Here is a 16,490-nt window from a genome sequence, read left to right as displayed (position 1 = left end):
TCACGGTCCCGCTCGGGTTGAAGCCCCCGCTGATGATCGCCTTGTCGGCGATCGAACTGCCGACGGTGGTCGAGGCGGGCTGCTGGATCGTGACGATGGAGGGCGATGCGGGGCTGACGATGACGGGTTCATCGGCGACGCCGCTGATCACGCTGGAGTTGTTCGAATCACCGTTATAGGTGGCGACCCAGTAGTCAGTGCCTGTGGCGGTGGCGGTATAGCCGGCGCTGGTTGCGACGCCGCCGACCAAGGTCTCGGTGTCGACGAAGAGCGGAGTGCCTGTGGCGTTGGGGTTGGAGTAGAGGCGGAATGTCACGGTCCCGCTCGGGTTGAAGCCCCCGCTGATGATCGCCTTGTCGGCGATCGAACTGCCGACGGTGGTCGAGGCGGGCTGCTGGATCGTGACGATGGAGGGCGATGCGGGGCTGACGATGACGGGCTCGTCGGCGAGGCCGCTGATCACGCTGGAGTTGTTGGAGTCGCCGTTATAGGTGGCGACCCAGTAGTCGGTGCCTGTGGCGGTTGCGGTGTATCCAGCGCTCGTGGCGACGCCACCGACGAGGGTCTCGGTATCCGTGAAGAGCGGAGTGCCAGTGCCCGCCGAGTTGTCGTAGAGGCGGAATGTTACCGTCCCGCTCGGGTTATAGCCGCCGCTGATGGTCGCCGTATCGGCGATCTGTGATCCGACGGTGGCGGTTGCGGGTTGCTGTACCGTCACGATGGAGGGAGATGCGGGGCTGACGATGACGGGCTCATCGGCGAGGCCGCTGATCACGCTGGAGTTGTTGGAATCGCCGTTGTAAGTGGCGACCCAGTAGTCGGTGCCTGTGGCGGTGGCTGTGTATCCTGCGCTGGTTGCGACGCCGCCGACCAAGGACTCAGTGTCAGTGAAGAGCGGAGTGCCCGTGCCGTTGGGGTTAGAATACAAGCGGAAGGTGACCGTGCCGCTCGGGTTGTATCCCCCGCTGACGACGGCCTTGTCGGCGATCTGTGCTCCGACGGTGGCGGAGGCGGGCTGCTGGATCGTGACGATGGAGGGCGATGCGGGGCTGACGATGACGGGCTCGTCGGCGAGGCCGCTGATCACGCTGGAGTTGTTGGAATCGCCGTTGTAAGTGGCGACCCAGTAGTCGGTGCCTGTGGCGGTGGCGGTATATCCGGCGCTGGTTGCGACGCCGCCGACCAAGGTCTCGGTGTCGACGAAGAGCGGAGTGCCGGTGCCCGCCGAGTTGTCGTAGAGGCGGAAGGTTACCGTCCCGCTCGGGTTAGTGCCCCCGCTGACGATCGCCTTGTCGGCGATCGAAGTCCCGACGGTTGCCGACGCCGGCTGTTGGCTCGTCACGATCGATGGCGAAGACAGAAGCGTGTTCATGAAGCTCAGGCTATCGGTCGCCAGGATCCCCTGCTTGCCGCCTGTGGAGGAAGCGCCGTCGACGACGAGGAACATGGCCAGATCTTTGTGGTTCACCGATTCCACCCAGTAGGCCTGCGCCTGGGTCAAGACGGCAGTGAGATCGGCGGCACTGGTCCCCGTGGCTGCGGTGACGTTGGTGAAATTCCCGGTGGGTAGGCCGTGCTGGAAGTCCGGGACGCTCGCATCGTTATCGTACTCGAGTCTCCAGATTGCGAGCTGGAGGGCGGCCGCTTGCACTTTGGTAAGGCTTGTCGTGTCGTATTTGCTGAACAGGTAGGCGATCCGCCCCGAATTATAGAGCTGGGAGCCGGCCGGCGCGTTGCTCGGCAGAGCGGTCGATGTCAAGGCGCTGAGGTCGGTGCTGGGGAGGACCGGGTACGTGTTCGTGCCGAGGGCGAACCCGTTATTGATGTCGATGCAGAAGGTAGGGAACGTGTTCGAGTTGGCCGTGACCGGGAACTGCCCGATGCTGGAGGACACGGTCTGTCCGAAGAACTTGAAGCTAAGGTTCTGATAGTTCGTGTAGGCCGTCGAATTGAAAAGGACCGTGGCGTTCAAGGGAGAGGATGGGAGTGTGACCTTGATGGTCTTCGTGTCGACCACGGACGCGGTGTTGAGCTGGGAGTGGACCTGGGTCCCGGTGTTGGTGTATCCCGTCGGGGCGGTCTCGACGAGTTCGTAGTTGCCGGCAGCCAGGCCGGTGAATTGGTAGGCTCCGGCGGGCAAACTCGGATCGCTGCCCGTGACTCGAGACCCTTCCGGGGTCAGGGAGTTGTCGGGGTTGATCAGGTAGAGGTTGACCGTGGCCCCGTTGAGTGGGCTCCCGCCGCCGTCGTAAGCGATCCCCTGCAAGAATTGTCCCGTGGCGAGCAACTCTCGACGCTCGAGACTCTCCAGATTGAGGCTCAGGCGGTTCGAGGCCGAGGTACGTCGGGAGATCTTCGACGGGCGGCTTTTCCGGATGGAGATCGCTCTCATGGTCGTTTCCCTGGTGGTAGGCGGAATATGATCCTTCGACGCCGGCCTCGACCGGGTCGTGCTCGGTGCGCGCAGCCTCCCCCACGAGGGCGGGCCACGTTCGCTTCAAACCCAGAGGCTGGGATCGCCCGCCGCGAGCGCGCAGCCGGCGAGCAAGGCGTTGGTCGTGGCGTGGGCGACAACAGCGTCGCTCAACTCGCCGCGACGATAGTAAGCGTATGCGTAGAGCATTCCCGCGAGGGTCCCGGCCGCCCACATCTCGTGGAGCGCCCCGAACATCAACGACGAGATTAGAAACGACAGCCAGGTGAACCGGCCGGGGGAAACGTTTAGGAATTCGGTCGCGATCAGGCGACGGGTCAGATAGCCGCGGAATGCCAGCTCCTCGGCCAGGGGCACGGTGACAACCGCGCCTACGACCCGTGATACTTGCCAGAAGACGGCCCAGACCGTCGGTAGGGACGCGAGCCCCTGCCTAAGTTCAGTCGATGGAGGCGTGTGCGGCCTCAGAGCGATCCAAAGGGCAAAGACCGCAACCCCGATGGCGAACGATTCCCAGGACCACGACCATCGGAGCTCGGTGTAGTGGCGCCGGAATGCGCAGAGCAGCGTGCCTGCGGCCAGTACGCGCACCGGGTAAAAGCGGTCGAAGCCCTCGGTGATCGCGGCCGTGACGAGCGTCACGGCGAGGATCGCGAACATCGGCGCGAGGAACACGACCGTGGGGTCGGCCGTCCGGGTCCCCACGGCGATCGTACTCTCCCGCTTGAACACGCCGACGCGCTGCGAAAGGAGGATCAGCCCGAGCGCCACCGCATTGAACGCGATCCAGCCGGCCTGCGAGTGGAACCCGCCACGGGCCAACTCGGGTGACCACCAGGTTCCGATCGCGATGAGAGCCGAGATCCGGAGCACATTGACCAACCAGATCAGGGCCGTTCCCAGCGGCAATAAGAGTAGTGCGGCGGGGAAGCGGAGGGTCCCGCGGAAGAGCCGGAGGTATCCCGCCAGCACGACCAAGATCAGGCCGATCCCCTCATAGCCGGAGCAATGCGGGGCGATCTCGACTTGGAACCCTGGAGTTCCCAGGATGCCCGTCTCGGGGAGGCTGACCAGATCGGGCATGAACAGTCCGAGGAGCTCCTCGACCGTTCGGAAGGTCGCCCACCGTAGTGGCCTCCAGAGTGTCACCGTGAATCGTCCCGCGGCCCAAGCGGCTACGCCGAGCGATGCCCCGACCAGCAGGGCTACCCGGCCGCGACGCCAGAGCGACATCCAGCGTCTCGGAGGAGCGCAGGCCCCGACCCAAAGCCCGATCGCCAAGGAGCCGGTGATGATCCAGGCGGCGACGGGGACAAGGTGCTCGATCCCGTCGCCCTCGAAGAGCCAAGTCGTCAGAGGGATCAACGCCCCGCTGGCCGCGAGGTGGCCAAGCAGGCAAGGCCAGAACCACGGGTGTCGGGAGCCCACCCCCTCCGCCACGGCAGTGCGGGGGGACCTGGACACACCCGAAGCCCACAACACCGCGACCCCCGCGGTGATGGCCACGAGCAGTTGGATCAGAAGCGACGGCCCGATGTTCATCCTGTAAAACCACGCATAATTCGATACCAACTTCTGGGCATCGAACTTTAGCGTGAAGGCGATCATCTCGCCGAAGAGGAGCGCGACCAACAAGGCCTGCCGGACGACCGAAGTCCGCCGCAGTCGGGACGATTCGATAAGCTCGAAGGTCGGAACTTCGATAGGCATTCACGTCGATCCCGATAGAGGTGGTTCGCCAGGTGCGGGCATCGTCGAGCGGCCGCGGTCGACCTGGGAATGTGGTCGTACCGCGGCGCGGGGGGATTACTTGCGGCGGACCCGGTCGGTCAGCATCAGCAGACCGGTGGTGGTCAGGGTTAACGCGCTGAGCATCGTGCCCGGGTCGATCTCCGGCGCCATCAAGGGGGGCACAGCCTGTGCGATGCCGCTCATCGCCGCAAGCAGCAGCGCGAACCCGCCGCCCTTCCTGGCCAAGCGCGTCACCCGACCCGACGATTGTTGATTCATCATGTGGTCCTCGTGCAAGAGTGATAGGAAACGGTCGACGACAAATGGTCCCGCCGGCGGACGGGCCGCCCGGATTTCGCCGTAGCAATGCTCGCGACACGGACCACCTGGGGAGGTCGTCGATCCGGCACGAAGCCCGGGCAGGCTCTCGAGCTGCGACTCGCTACGCGTCGTTGCGTTCCGGCCTTCCGCAGCCGTTCGAGCACGTTTGTCGGCGTACACTCGCGGTGCACACGAGAGCCAAATCTATCGAGACGCATCCGCGCAATTCAAGGGTATGCCGGAAATATTTTTGTCCTAATGCGTATCATGTTGCCCAATTGCCACATCAGTTATCAACGAAAGTCATAGAAGCCGAATGTCGACATCGAATGTCGACAGTACATCTATATGATGGCGACAGGATTCATCGATTAAGATCCCGGTTTTTGGCCGGCGGCGATGCCTTGTGACAAGCAGGTCACAAGCCTGATCCGTCGTCTCCTCTTCCGTATCAAGGATCGACAATCTCTCCCTTCACCCGGGATCGGATCGAGCCCGGACCCGTATGTCAGAGACGTTGTCCGAAGGCATGATCGTACATGCCGCCAGACTGGCGGAGTCTCCGATCGCGAAGTCTCCGTGCATATGAACATTATTGTACATCGATTGTAAAACGTATCGTTGGCCGATGTTGTGGGGGAATCAATGCCCATAGCTCGAATTGGACCAATGAGCAATCGTGCGATGAAGGGTTATCCTAAAGTAACCGGCCGGCTATGGAGCCCTCTTTGTTGGCGACTCGCAATGGGCAGAGGTCCGGCCCGGGGCTAACAGGCAGCCAACGGTGGATTGGGCGCGATGCAGGAGTGGCGATCCTCAAGGGCGGATCTCGCATGCGTTGTACACGTCGGAGGAAGACTGTGAATGGTTCTTCCTCATCGCTGTGGAGCCGATCCCGTTATCGTCCACGCCCTCGGTTGACAGGCACGCCGTGCCCTGAGCAACCGATCCGCAAGCTTCTCTGAAGCGGCTAATCGTCGAGTGGCACTTTTTTGATACAAGCCCGAAGCACCAGCGAGTGAATCTCTTCGATGTCTCGAGAGGCGAATCACTCGCTGGCGCTTCGGGCTTGTAAAGGCCATCCCGCGGGAGCGGTCATGTGGATGTTATCCGAGCATGATGCGCTCTGTGGGAGCTTCTGCCGCCCCAGACGGAGACACGGACAGAGAGGCTTCGTCGTCTCGTCGGGGGCTCATGTTGCCAGACGACAGGAGGTTGCCCTTGAGGGGCAGGAGGAAGAGAAGTGGATGAGTATGTGGTGATGGGAGCGTGATCCCTCGCCCATGTTGTCATGTAGCGGGGGGGGGCGAGCATGCCGGTACCGAGAACGTGCGAAGGATCAGGCGTGGTCGATGCCTTCGGGCGAAGGCGCTGAGGCGTGGGACATCGGGGTGGTGGCGCGGCGGAGGGCTTCGTGGAGGAGAGCGATGACGGTCATGGAGTCGGTGATCTCGCCGCGATTCAACATCGCCCAGACTTCGGGCCATTCGAAGAGACGAACCTGGAGGCGCTCGGTCCCTTCCGGGGCGCTGGTGCCTTGCTCGAGGTGGGTCGCGCGGAAAATGTAGGCGATTTCGTCGCTGACGGAGTTGGACAGGTGCGAGATCGCCAGGAGCTCGAGGCTCTTCGGGTTGAGCCCGGTCTCTTCACGCAACTCGCGGCGGGCGGTCTCTTCGGGGGTCTCGGCGCCGTGGCCTCCGCCTTCGGGGATCTCCCACGAGTAGCGGCCGAGCGGGTAGCGGAACTGACCGACCATCCAGAGTCGGCCCTCGTCGTCGACGGGCAGGACGCCGACGGCCTTGTTCGGGAAGTGGACGACCCCGTAGATCCCGGGCTGGCCGTCGGGACGAAGGACCTGGTCCTCACGCACCGAGATCCACGCGTTTTCATAAACGAGGCGCGTACCGAGGGTCGTCCAGGGATTTTGATGTTCGGGGTCGGACATGACGAAGGTACATCGGATGGGGCTAGGGACGAAGGCCCGAAGTCTCGGGCGAGCGGTGGAGTCTCGCGGGAAGTCTCCCGCTCGATCTCGGATCCGCCCTCCCGCGGCTTCGAGCCTTCGTTGGGGAAAACGTCACGTCAGCTCTTCAGCGAGGCCTTGAGCACGGCGCCCATGTCGGCCGGGCTCTTGGCGACGCGGATGCCGGCATCTTCCAGTGCGGCGATCTTGTCGGACGCCTTGCCCGAGCCGCCGGAGACGATCGCGCCGGCGTGGCCCATGCGCTTGCCGGGAGGGGCGGTCTGGCCGGCGATGAAGGCGGCCAGCGGCTTGGTGAACTCGCCCGACTTCTTGAGCGCAGCGGCCTTTTCCTCGGCGTCGCCGCCGATCTCGCCCATCATGAGGACCGCTTCGGTGTCGGGGTCGGCTTCGAAGAGGCGGAGGGCCGAGACGAAGTCCGTGCCGTTGACCGGGTCGCCGCCGATCCCGACGCAGGTGCTCTGGCCGATGCCGAGGTTGGTGAGCTGCCAGACGCCTTCATAAGTCAGGGTGCCCGAGCGGCTGACGACGCCGACCTTGCCGGGCTTGTGGATATAGCCGGGCATGATACCGATTTTGCACTGGCCGGGCGTGATGACTCCGGGGCAGTTGGGGCCGATGAGGCGGGTCTTGGGGTGATGGGCCTTGAGGTAGGCCACGGCCCTGGCCATGTCGAGGACCGGGATCCCTTCGGTGATCGCGATGATCAGGGGGATGCCGGCGTCGGCCGCTTCGAGGATCGCGTCGGCGGCGCCTGCGGGGGGGACGAAGATCATCGAGGCGTTCGCGCCGGTGGCCTTCACGGCCTCGGTGCAGGTGTCGAAGACAGGCACGCCGAGGGTGTTCCCGCCGCCTCGGCCCGGGGTCACGCCCCCGACGAGGTTGGTGCCGTAGTCGCGGCACTGCTCGGAGTGGAACGCCCCCGCCTTACCGGTGATCCCCTGGCAGATCAGCCGCGTGTTCTTGTCGACCAAGATGCTCATACGTCTAAAATCCTGAGTGGGGCGTGTGCCACACGCCTACGTTTCCCGGGAATCGTCGCCGTGCGGCACACGCGCGACGGATACGTTGGCGTGTCGATTCAGGCAGCCCCTTTGGCGGCGGCAACAACCTTCTGGGCGGCGTCGGTCAGCCCCGTGGCGGTGATGATCTTCCGACCGCTGTCCTCGATCAGCTTCTTGCCGGCCTCGACGTTGGTCCCCTCGAGTCGGACGACCAATGGGACGTTGAAGTCGAGCTCGTCGTAGGCGGCGAGGAGTGCGGACGCGATGATGTCGCACTTCATGATGCCGCCGAAGATGTTGACGAGGACCGCCTTCACCTTGGGCGTGGCGAGGAGGATCCGGAATGCCTCGAGGACCTGGTCCTTGCTCGCGCCGCCGCCGACATCGAGGAAGTTGGCCGGCTCGCCGCCATGGTACTTGATCAGGTCCATGGTGCTCATCGCCAACCCGGCCCCGTTGACGAGGCAGGCGATGTTGCCGTCGAGGCTGACGTAGCTCAGGCCGCTCTTGCTCGCTCGCAGCTCGGCCGGGTCTTCCTCGGCGACGTCGAGCAGGGCCGCGATGGCGGGGTGGCGGAACATCGCGTTGTCGTCGAAGTTCAGCTTGCAGTCGAGGGCGAGGACGTCGCCGTCCTCGGTCACGATCAGGGGGTTGATCTCGGCGAGCGAGGCATCCGTTTCGATGAAGAGGCGGACGAAGTTCTTGAGGAAGGTCTCGCCCTTCTTGGCGGTCTCGCCCTTGAGGCCGAGGACCTGGCAGACCTTCCTCGCCTGGAAGCCGGCGAGTCCCAGTCCGACGTCGATCGGCTCGCGGTGGATCTTCTCGGGGGTGTTGTGCGCGACGGTCTCGATCTCGACGCCGCCTTCGGTCGAGGCCATCAGGACCGGGCATTGCGTGACGCGGTCGATGGCCAGGCCGAGGTAGAGTTCGCGGGCGATGTTGTGGCCGACGGTCACGAGGACCTTGGCGATCGGCTGTCCTTCGGCGCCGGTCTGGTAGGTGACGAGGGTCTTGCCGAGCAGGCTCGCGGCCGCCTCGATGGCCGCTTTGCGCGACTGGACGAGCTGCACGCCTTTGGCCATCCCTTCGGGACGAGGCTTGTGGCCGCTGGCGATCTCGAGGGCTTCCTCGCGGTCGAATTCGGGGCCGACGGCGACCCCCTTGCCGCGACCGCCCGCGTGGACCTGGGCCTTGACCACGATCAGGCCGCCCCCCAAGGTGTCGTACGCCGCGCCGGCTTCCTCGGGAGTCGTGATGACGATCCCCGCAGGGACCGCGACACCGGCGGCCTTGAGGAGGTCCTTGGCTTGATACTCGTGGACTTTCATGATCGCCAAATTCCTAACGTGATGAGTGCCGCCCTGATCCGGTGCGCGCGGGGCTTCCTCGGGGCGGTTTTACCATAGGGATTCCCCCGCCTTCCAGACCCCAGCGGGGCCAGAGTCGTCGAATCACCGGCCCGGGGGCGACCCGGCGATTTCGGCCTTCTCAGCGATCCTTGGGGTGGCGGCGGGTCGGTCTTGGGGGGAGGTCGTTTCCGGGTCGTCGGAATTCCTGCTCCACTTCGCGCTCGATCCTGGCGACGTCGACATCGGTCGGGATCCCCGCCGCTCGTCCGAGCTCTCCCAGGACGTCCGGGGTTTCCTGCAACTCGCTGAACTCGTTGAGCCAGTATTCCGACTCTCTCGGCGACAATGTCTTCTCGCGAGGGGTTTCGGAGTTCTTCGAGGGGGGGAGGTCGAACGGCCGGCGTTTGCGCTCGTCGAGCATGGTGAGGAAGTCGTCGGTGGAGAGGGCCTTGGCCCGTCGTCGCGTGGCCGCGAGGCGGATTCGGTTGTCGGAGGAGACGACCGTGAGCCGCTTGGGGGCCGAGTGCCCGGCGATCAGGGCCTCGATCCGTTCGTCGGCGTCGTCCTCGGCGACGGCGAAGACGACGCGGATCCCCTTGTGGCTCGACTCGCGAGGGAGGTCGCCGGGGGGCGAGGTGGCGTCGAAGACCACGGTCGTGAGGTGCGCGTCGACGGCGCCCAGGGAATCGGCCAGGCCGTTGAGGAACCTGGTCCGGGCCTTGCGGAAGCCGTCGAGGCCGAACCGTTTTCCCATCAATCCCTGGGCATGCATCAGGTTGTAGCCGTCGATGAGGAAACGCATGTCGGGACCGGCGCGACGGCGACCGAGGGACGTTGGAGAACTCTCCTTACCAGTGTCGCCGGTCTTGTTTGAGGCCGCAAGCCCGAGATTGAAAGCGGAGCGGATTCACCACAACGGCACAAAGGGGACAAAGTAGAACGAGAAAGTCTTTTTAAAACCTCCTTGTCTTTGTGCCCTTTGTGCCTTTGTGGTGAATCCTCCCCCGCCTTGATGGATCGAGTGTCAGAGGGTGTAGCGGACCTCGCCGCTCACGATGACGGTGTGGGCGCGGCCCTGGACTTCCCAGCCGCCATACGGGGTGTTCCGGCTCTTGGAACGGAACTTCGAGGGGTCGATGGTCCAGCGGGCCTCGGGGTCGATCAGGGTTACGTCGGCGTCGGCACCCGGGTTGAGGGTCCCCTTGGGGATGCCGAGGAGCTTCGCGGGGTTGACCGTCAGCTTGCGGATGACGGCGGGCCAGTCGAGGTGCCCGGGGGTGATGAGGCCGTGGACGGTGATCGGGATCAAGGTCTCGAGCCCGACGATCCCGAAGGGGGCCTGGTCGAGCTCGCGCATCTTCTTCTCGGGGGCGTGCGGGGCGTGGTCGGTCGCGATGATCTCGATCGTGCCGTCCTTGAGGCCCTCGATCACCGCGTCGACATCCTCTTGCGTCCGCAGCGGCGGGTTCATCTTGAAGTTCGAGTCGAATGTACGCAGCGACTTGTCCGTCAGGGTGAAGTGGTGCGGGCAGGCCTCGGCCGTGACGCGCACCCCACGCTTGATACCATCGCGGACGAGCTCGACCGAGCGTGCCGTCGAGATGTGCTGGATGTGGACGCGGCCCCCGGTGATCTCGGCGAGCCGGATGTCGCGCGCGACCATGATGTCCTCGGCGGCCGCGGGCATGCCGCCGAGCCCGAGCCGCATCGACTCGAACCCCTCGTTCATGACGCCGCCGACGGTCAGCTCCGGGATCTGACAGTGCTGCATGATGACCAGGTCGAACATCTTTGCATACGAGAGCGCCTGGCGCATCAGCGAGGCCGAGGCGACCGGGGCGCCGTCGTCGGTGAAGGCGACCGCGCCCCCCGCGACGAGCTGGCCGAGCTCGGCTAACTCCTCACCCTTCCTCCCCTTGCTCACCGCGCCGACCGGGTAGACGTGGGCCTTGCGCGCCCGCTGGGCCTGGAGGACGACGAACTCCGCCGAGGCCTGGTTGTCGAGCGCGGGGATCGTGTTCGGCATGCACGCGAGCGAGGTCACGCCCCCGGCCAGGGCCGCATCGGCGCCCGTGGCGATCGTCTCGTCTTCCTCGTTCCCGGGCTCGCGAAGGTGGACGTGTATATCGATCAGGCCGGGACAGACGATCAGACCTCGGGCATCGATGACGACCTCGGCGTCCTCATACGACTCGCCGATCGGTGCGATCCGTCCTCGGCTGATCCAGAGGTCGCCGATCCGGTCGATGTCCTGGCTCGGGTCGATGATCCGGCCGCCCGTGATATGGATCGTCCCCAAGGCTCACTCCCATCGGTCTCGAACACGTTCGTGGATTGGTGCGCTCTCGAAACCCGGTTTCTTCGTAAAAACCGGGTTTCTGACACTGTCAACGCCGACGGTCTCCTCGGTTGTCGTCACCTATTCCCTACAGAAACCCGTTCCCTACACAAAGCCGGTTTTTAAGAAAACCGGGTTTCGGGAAGGGTTTTTAGTCCGCCGCGACCTTGGCGTCCATCTTGCCGCTGAGCAGGTAGAGGACCGCCATGCGGACGGCCAGGCCGTTGGTGACCTGGGCGAGGATGGCGGAGTTCGGCCCGTCGGCGACTTCGGGGGTGAGCTCGACCCCTCGGTTGATCGGACCGGGCGCGAGGACGAGGAGATCCTCCTTCGCCTTCTCGACACGCCCTTGCGTGAGCCCGAAGAGCCGGAAGTACTCCGAGACCGAAGGGAAGAGCGCCTTCTGCTGCCTCTCGAACTGGATGCGGAGCACGTTGACGACGTCGCAATGGGGCAAAACTTCGTCGAGGTGATAGGCGACCTCACACCCGATCTGCTCCATCTTCTTCGGGACGAGGGTGGGCGGCCCGCAGAGGATCACCTTGGCCCCGAGCTTGAGCAGACCCCAGATGTTCGACCGCGCCACGCGCGAATGGCTGATGTCCCCGACGATGCCGACGGTCAGACCGTCGATCCGGCCCTTGGCGCGTCGGATCGTCATCAGGTCGAGCAACCCCTGGGTCGGATGCTCGTGGGCCCCGTCGCCGGCGTTGATGATCGAGGAGCGGACGTGCTGAGAGAGGAGGTGGGGCGCACCCGGGGTCGGGTGGCGGACGACCATGACGTCGGCCCCCATCGCCTCGATATTCTTGGCGGTGTCGATGAACGTCTCGCCCTTCGACAGGCTCGAGACGCTGGCGGTGAAATCCTGGGTGTCAGCCGAGAGTCGCTTGGCCGCCAGGCTGAAGCTGGTCCGCGTCCGTGTTGAGTTCTCGAAGAAGAGGTTGAAGACGATCCGGCCGAGGAGCGCGGGGACCTTCTTGCGGCTCCGGGTCGAGATTTCGGCGAACGAGTCGGCGGTGTCCAGGATCGCGACAATCTCGTCGCGCGAGAGGTCCTCGAGCCCCAGGAGGTGCTTGCGATTCCAGGCCAGCGGGGTCGCCGACGCGGCGGGGGATTCCATGGGCGTGGTCGAACTCCCGTCCCTCCCGGGGTCCCGGCCGCCGACGGTCGGCGAAAGGGGCCCTTCTTTCTTTGGAGGGGGTTACTTGGTCTCAACGATCCGGATGATCTCGTCGACCGGGTCGACCGGGGTCACGCGTACGCGGACCCGCTCGGAACGCTCGGTGCGGACGCGAAGGCCGACGATGTCCGGCTGGATCGGCAGCTCACGGTGCCCTCGATCGACGAGCGCCGCGAGCCGCACGAGTGCGGGCCGCCCCAGGTCGCAGACCGCGTTCAACGCGGCCCTGACGGTGCGGCCGGTGTAGAGGACGTCGTCGACCAGGATGATCTCCGTCTGGTCGACCCCGAACGCGATCTCGGTCCCCCGCAGGACGGGCCAACGTTCGCCCTGGTCGAGGTCGTCGCGGTAGAGCGTGATATCCACCGCACCGACCGGGACCTCGGCGCCGATCATCGGGGCCAGGAGCCTGGCGAGACGCTCGGCGATCGGCACCCCCCGACTCCGGATGCCCACGAGACGTAGCGGAGACCCGATACACCTGCCCTGGACGATGTCCTTCGCCATCGCGTCGAGGAGGCCGGCCAGCCCTTCCGCGTCACAAAGGCGGGTGTCCGGCTCGTTCATGGGCGATCTCTCGGGGTGATCGAACCGTCGTCCCTCCTTCACGTTCGGATCGTAGCACTCCTCCCCTCCCCTTGCAAGCCGATGGGGCGGCCCTCGAAAACCTCGGGACGCTCGCAGGATGGTGCTCGAGGGGAACCCCTCGCTTTGCATCAGCCTCCAGCATCATGAGGTTTCCTCGGGATGCTCGGGTCATGCAGGCCGATGGCGAGGCGTCGGTAGAGTTTGCCTGTTTTACCTGGGTTCCGGCGATAAACTTCGGAGTGGTCCAGCATCACGAAGGTCGCTCGGAACGGAAGGGCAAACGCACCTCAGCCTTCGCCCGCTCCGCCTTTTCGTCCGGGGCCAAAACGCTTAGGATGAGGGCGTCATGGATTCGATCCCGCCGGAGGATTCCCCCGCGATGAAGATCATTTTGGCCAATCCCCGAGGCTTCTGCGCAGGGGTCAACATGGCGATCGAGAGCCTCGAGCGCGCGCTCGAATTCTTCGGGGCTCCGATCTACGTGTATCATGAAATCGTCCACAATAAATATGTGGTTGAGCGATTCCTTCGTCGCGGGACCGTCTTCGTCGAGTCGCTCTCGGAGGTGCCCGAAGGCGCCCCGCTCCTTTATAGTGCGCATGGCGTCTCGCCGCAAATTCGGGAGGAAGCGAGGTCCCGAAAGCTCCAGGCGATCGACGCGACCTGCCCGCTGGTCACGAAGGTCCACCTCGAGGCGGTCAAGTATGCGAAGGAAGGGTACACGATCATCCTGATCGGGCACGAAGGCCACGATGAGGTCATCGGGACGATGGGCGAAGCCCCCGACCGCATGATCCTCGTCGAGACGGCCCAGGATGTCGAACACCTCGAGATCGCGGACTCCTCGAAGGTCGCCTACCTGACGCAGACGACCTTGAGCGTCGACGACGCCAACCTCGTGATCAACGCGTTGCGGAAGAAGTTCCCGCAGATCGCCAACCCCCCGAAGGATGACATCTGCTACGCCACGCAGAACCGCCAGGAGGCGGTGCGAGAGCTCGCGAAGCAGGCCGACGTGGTCCTCGTGCTGGGCAGCCAGAATAGCTCCAACAGCAAACGGCTCGCCGAGATCGCCAACGCGCTCGGCCCCCACTCCCACCTGATCGACGGCGTCGCCGAGGCGAAGTCGGAATGGTTCGAGGGCGTCGAGACGGTCCTCATCACCGCAGGGGCCAGCGCCCCCGAAGACGTGGTGCAGGAGTGCGTCGAATACCTCCAACGGCAGTATGGGGCGACGATTCAGGAGGAGCGGATCCGCGAAGAGAACGTCCACTTCCCCCTGCCCCGCTCCCTACGCGAGTTCCTCGCGACGGCCGGTGCGTCAGCCAATGATGCTCAACTGACGGGATGAACCCGTCCGTATCCGTTTGACGCAGACGTTCGGAGGGGAGTCGCCACCACCGCGCCTGTCGGGGTCGGTGGGACAGTTCGAATTGTCGGTGAAGTGCTTTGCTTCACCAGGGGCTATTGGAGCGATTGGCGCCGTCGTCCTTCGCGTGCCACGAGTCGTCCGGCGCGTCGTGAGGCGTGAAATTATAATCCGTCGATGCGAAGAGGAGATCGTCGTCGCGTTCTTCGGCGTCCATCTCCGCGAGCACGCGCGTCGCCTGGCGAGTGGTCGCGATCGTCAGTGCGGTGACCTGGATGAGGGTGATCGCCCAGACCATCTGGAACGCGACGTAGAGTAGTTTCGACTCGGGGTTGAGGAACCCTTTGGCCTGCAAGGGCCAGCCTCGATTCCAGGCGGTCTGTTGGATGAAGTACAGCGTCCAGACCGAGGCACCGGTCGCGGCGAGGGAGCGAGTGGCTTTGCCGGCCTCGGGAGCCTGCTCGACCCCGAAGTGGGCCATGAGGTCGCAGGAAAGACCCGCGACCAAGGCAAACTCGGCCCAACCCAGGGCCTCTCCCAGCGACAGCCGGAGCCAGTGGTGCCCGACCTCGCCGAGGCGGAGCCCCAGGTCATCGCTGTGATTGAGGAACCAGAGGACGAGGTCGATGGCGCACATCAGCACCAAGAAGCCCGCGCGTCGCTGCCAACCCGAGTCGGGCCAACGGCCCCAGAGGAGGTACGTGCCGATCAGGCATCCCCAGACGATCGGGACATCGAGCCAATAAAACCAGGCGGACTGAGTAATCCAGGCGAACGTGTCGAAGTCGATGAATCGCAAGAAGAAGACCAGTGAGGTCAGCGAAGCGAGGATCAAGGCGAAGGCAAGTATCGCGAAGCCCAGGCGGCAAATTCGGTAGGTTTGGCGGAGTCTTTCGTGTTCCTGATCCATGGGAGTAGGCTCGAAGGGTAGGCCTTTCGCGGCGAGTCCCAAGGGGGCGACCCATTTATTCTAAGCGAGGTCGTTCCCCTCGCCAAGCAACTCCCGGCGCTCGCCCAGGGCTTTCGACTCGGCGGGAGGCCATTCCACCGAAAAGCCTAGGGGAAGGGGACCGAGGTCGACGCCGAAGCGGGCGAGCAGGATCCGGGTGATTCGCTCCGAGGTCCATCCGTCGCCGTATGGATTCGCCCTCAATGACCCGGGACGACTCCGGCCTTCGCTCGTCAACGCGGCGCGGACGGCGGACAGGATCGCCTCCGGAACCGTGCCGACGACCTGCACCGTACCGGCCTCGACGGCCTCCGGACGTTCCGTCGTCTCTCGGAGGACAAGGACCGGTTTTCCGAGCGAAGGCGCCTCCTCCTGCACGCCCCCGGAGTCGGTCAGGATCATGACCGCCGCCTTCATGAGCGCGACGAACGGTCGATATCCCACCGGGTCGATCAGGAGGATTCGGCCGTGTCCCCCGAGCCGGTCGAATACGCATCCTCTGACCTGCGGGTTCGGATGGACCGGGAAGACGACGCTCAGGGCCGGCTCGCTGTCGACGAGCTCGCGTAACGCCTGGCAAATCCGCTCGAGCGGGGCGCCGAAGTTCTCCCGACGATGGAGCGTGACGAGAAGGAAGTTTGGGGTCGCCGGCTCGATCGGGAGCGGGAAGTCGCGGTCGGCGGTTTGCTTCAGGGCGTCGATGACGGGGTTGCCGGTGACATGGATTCGGGCCTCCGGGATCCCTTCGCGGAGTAGATTCCGTCGGGCGAGCGGCGTGGGCGCAAAGTGGATGTCCGCGAGGTGGCTCGCGAGGACGCGGTTCTTCTCCTCGGGGAAGGGGTCGAAGGGGTGGCCGGTCCTCAAACCCGCTTCGACGTGCCCGAACGAGGTCTTGTGGTAGTAGCACGCAAGCGCCGAGGCGAGGACCGTCGTCGTATCTCCCTGCGCCAGGACGAGACCCGGTCGGACTCGCTCGAGGTACGCCCCGATCGCCACGAGTGCGCGAGCGGTCAGGCCCGTCAGGTCTTGCCCCGGGAGCATGAGGTCGAGGTCGTCGTCGGCGGAGAGCTCGAAGTCGGCCAGGGCCTGGTCGAGCAAGTCGCGGTGCTGCCCTGTCGCCAGCACCCGGACATCGAGGTGCGCCGCTTCTTTGCGGAGCCGACGGATGAGGGGCGCCATCTTGACCGCCTCGGGGCGAGTCCCCACCGCACACACCACGACCGGTCGCATCCTTCTGGCACCC

Annotated in this window: 13 protein-coding genes; 1 reads left to right on the top strand and 12 read right to left on the bottom strand. The window is 64.8% G+C overall.

Annotation, left to right across the window (positions count from 1 at the left end; all coding sequences use genetic code 11):
* The 10 genes from ACYOEI_RS16980 to pyrR form a co-directional block, all read right to left on the bottom strand.
* Positions 1 to 2,392 (bottom strand): SpaA isopeptide-forming pilin-related protein (locus tag ACYOEI_RS16980; protein ID WP_462850716.1); only part of this gene is annotated, 2,392 nt, incomplete at its 3' end.
* Between the two features lie 105 nt (positions 2,393 to 2,497).
* Positions 2,498 to 4,144 carry an exosortase E/protease, VPEID-CTERM system gene (gene xrtE, locus ACYOEI_RS16975; RefSeq protein WP_462850715.1) on the bottom strand — a complete coding sequence of 549 codons (1,647 nt, stop codon included), beginning with the start codon at positions 4,142 to 4,144 and terminating at the stop codon, positions 2,498 to 2,500.
* 96 nt (positions 4,145 to 4,240) lie between these two features.
* Positions 4,241 to 4,447: a hypothetical protein gene (locus ACYOEI_RS16970; protein WP_462850713.1), complete on the bottom strand. Its 207-nt coding sequence runs from the start codon at positions 4,445 to 4,447 to the stop codon at positions 4,241 to 4,243.
* A 1,378-nt stretch (positions 4,448 to 5,825) separates the two neighbouring features.
* Entirely contained in the window at positions 5,826 to 6,431 is a 606-nt protein-coding gene (locus ACYOEI_RS16965; RefSeq protein WP_462850712.1) for an NUDIX domain-containing protein, read from the bottom strand.
* Positions 6,432 to 6,568: 137 nt separating this feature from the next.
* Positions 6,569 to 7,450, bottom strand: coding sequence for a succinate--CoA ligase subunit alpha (gene sucD, locus ACYOEI_RS16960; protein ID WP_462850711.1), 882 nt, complete (start codon positions 7,448 to 7,450; stop codon positions 6,569 to 6,571).
* A 98-nt stretch (positions 7,451 to 7,548) separates the two neighbouring features.
* On the bottom strand, positions 7,549 to 8,799 hold the full coding sequence (gene sucC, locus ACYOEI_RS16955; RefSeq protein ID WP_462850710.1) for an ADP-forming succinate--CoA ligase subunit beta: 1,251 nt from the start codon (positions 8,797 to 8,799) through the stop codon (positions 7,549 to 7,551).
* A gap of 160 nt (positions 8,800 to 8,959) precedes the next feature.
* The gene (locus ACYOEI_RS16950) at positions 8,960 to 9,622 is read right to left on the bottom strand and encodes an NYN domain-containing protein (RefSeq protein ID WP_462850709.1); all 663 of its coding nucleotides are present in this window, start codon (positions 9,620 to 9,622) and stop codon (positions 8,960 to 8,962) included.
* 222 nt (positions 9,623 to 9,844) lie between these two features.
* Positions 9,845 to 11,119: a dihydroorotase gene (locus tag ACYOEI_RS16945; RefSeq protein ID WP_462850708.1), complete on the bottom strand. Its 1,275-nt coding sequence runs from the start codon at positions 11,117 to 11,119 to the stop codon at positions 9,845 to 9,847.
* A 190-nt stretch (positions 11,120 to 11,309) separates the two neighbouring features.
* Entirely contained in the window at positions 11,310 to 12,281 is a 972-nt protein-coding gene (locus tag ACYOEI_RS16940) for an aspartate carbamoyltransferase catalytic subunit (protein ID WP_462850707.1), read from the bottom strand.
* 81 nt (positions 12,282 to 12,362) lie between these two features.
* On the bottom strand, positions 12,363 to 12,908 hold the full coding sequence (pyrR, locus tag ACYOEI_RS16935; RefSeq protein ID WP_462850706.1) for a bifunctional pyr operon transcriptional regulator/uracil phosphoribosyltransferase PyrR: 546 nt from the start codon (positions 12,906 to 12,908) through the stop codon (positions 12,363 to 12,365).
* Between the two features lie 400 nt (positions 12,909 to 13,308).
* Here pyrR and ispH point away from each other — a divergent pair, with 400 nt between their 5' ends.
* Entirely contained in the window at positions 13,309 to 14,280 is a 972-nt protein-coding gene (gene ispH, locus ACYOEI_RS16930; RefSeq protein ID WP_462850705.1) for a 4-hydroxy-3-methylbut-2-enyl diphosphate reductase, read from the top strand.
* Positions 14,281 to 14,383: 103 nt separating this feature from the next.
* Here ispH and ACYOEI_RS16925 read toward each other — a convergent pair whose 3' ends face one another.
* Positions 14,384 to 15,208 carry a hypothetical protein gene (locus ACYOEI_RS16925; RefSeq protein ID WP_462850704.1) on the bottom strand — a complete coding sequence of 275 codons (825 nt, stop codon included), beginning with the start codon at positions 15,206 to 15,208 and terminating at the stop codon, positions 14,384 to 14,386.
* A 60-nt stretch (positions 15,209 to 15,268) separates the two neighbouring features.
* Positions 15,269 to 16,477: a non-hydrolyzing UDP-N-acetylglucosamine 2-epimerase gene (wecB, locus tag ACYOEI_RS16920; protein WP_462850703.1), complete on the bottom strand. Its 1,209-nt coding sequence runs from the start codon at positions 16,475 to 16,477 to the stop codon at positions 15,269 to 15,271.
* Between the last annotated feature and the right edge of the window lie 13 nt (positions 16,478 to 16,490).

The sequence above is a fragment of the Singulisphaera rosea genome, from assembly GCF_054877945.1.
Note: the sequence above shows the minus strand (reverse complement) of the source record. Positions and strands in the feature narration are given on the sequence as shown.

Bases quoted from the DNA above. Each gene is read 5' to 3' on its own strand.
- ACYOEI_RS16965 (WP_462850712.1), bottom strand. From the start codon at position 6,431: ATGTCCGACCCCGAACATCAAAATCCCTGGACGACCCTCGGTACGCGC.
- sucD (WP_462850711.1), bottom strand. From the start codon at position 7,450: ATGAGCATCTTGGTCGACAAGAACACGCGGCTGATCTGCCAGGGGATC.
- wecB (WP_462850703.1), bottom strand. From the start codon at position 16,477: ATGCGACCGGTCGTGGTGTGTGCGGTGGGGACTCGCCCCGAGGCGGTC.
- ACYOEI_RS16970 (WP_462850713.1), bottom strand. From the start codon at position 4,447: ATGATGAATCAACAATCGTCGGGTCGGGTGACGCGCTTGGCCAGGAAG.
- ACYOEI_RS16925 (WP_462850704.1), bottom strand. From the start codon at position 15,208: ATGGATCAGGAACACGAAAGACTCCGCCAAACCTACCGAATTTGCCGC.
- pyrR (WP_462850706.1), bottom strand. From the start codon at position 12,908: ATGAACGAGCCGGACACCCGCCTTTGTGACGCGGAAGGGCTGGCCGGC.
- sucC (WP_462850710.1), bottom strand. From the start codon at position 8,799: ATGAAAGTCCACGAGTATCAAGCCAAGGACCTCCTCAAGGCCGCCGGT.
- ACYOEI_RS16950 (WP_462850709.1), bottom strand. From the start codon at position 9,622: ATGCGTTTCCTCATCGACGGCTACAACCTGATGCATGCCCAGGGATTG.
- xrtE (WP_462850715.1), bottom strand. From the start codon at position 4,144: ATGCCTATCGAAGTTCCGACCTTCGAGCTTATCGAATCGTCCCGACTG.
- ispH (WP_462850705.1), top strand. From the start codon at position 13,309: ATGAAGATCATTTTGGCCAATCCCCGAGGCTTCTGCGCAGGGGTCAAC.
- ACYOEI_RS16940 (WP_462850707.1), bottom strand. From the start codon at position 12,281: ATGGAATCCCCCGCCGCGTCGGCGACCCCGCTGGCCTGGAATCGCAAG.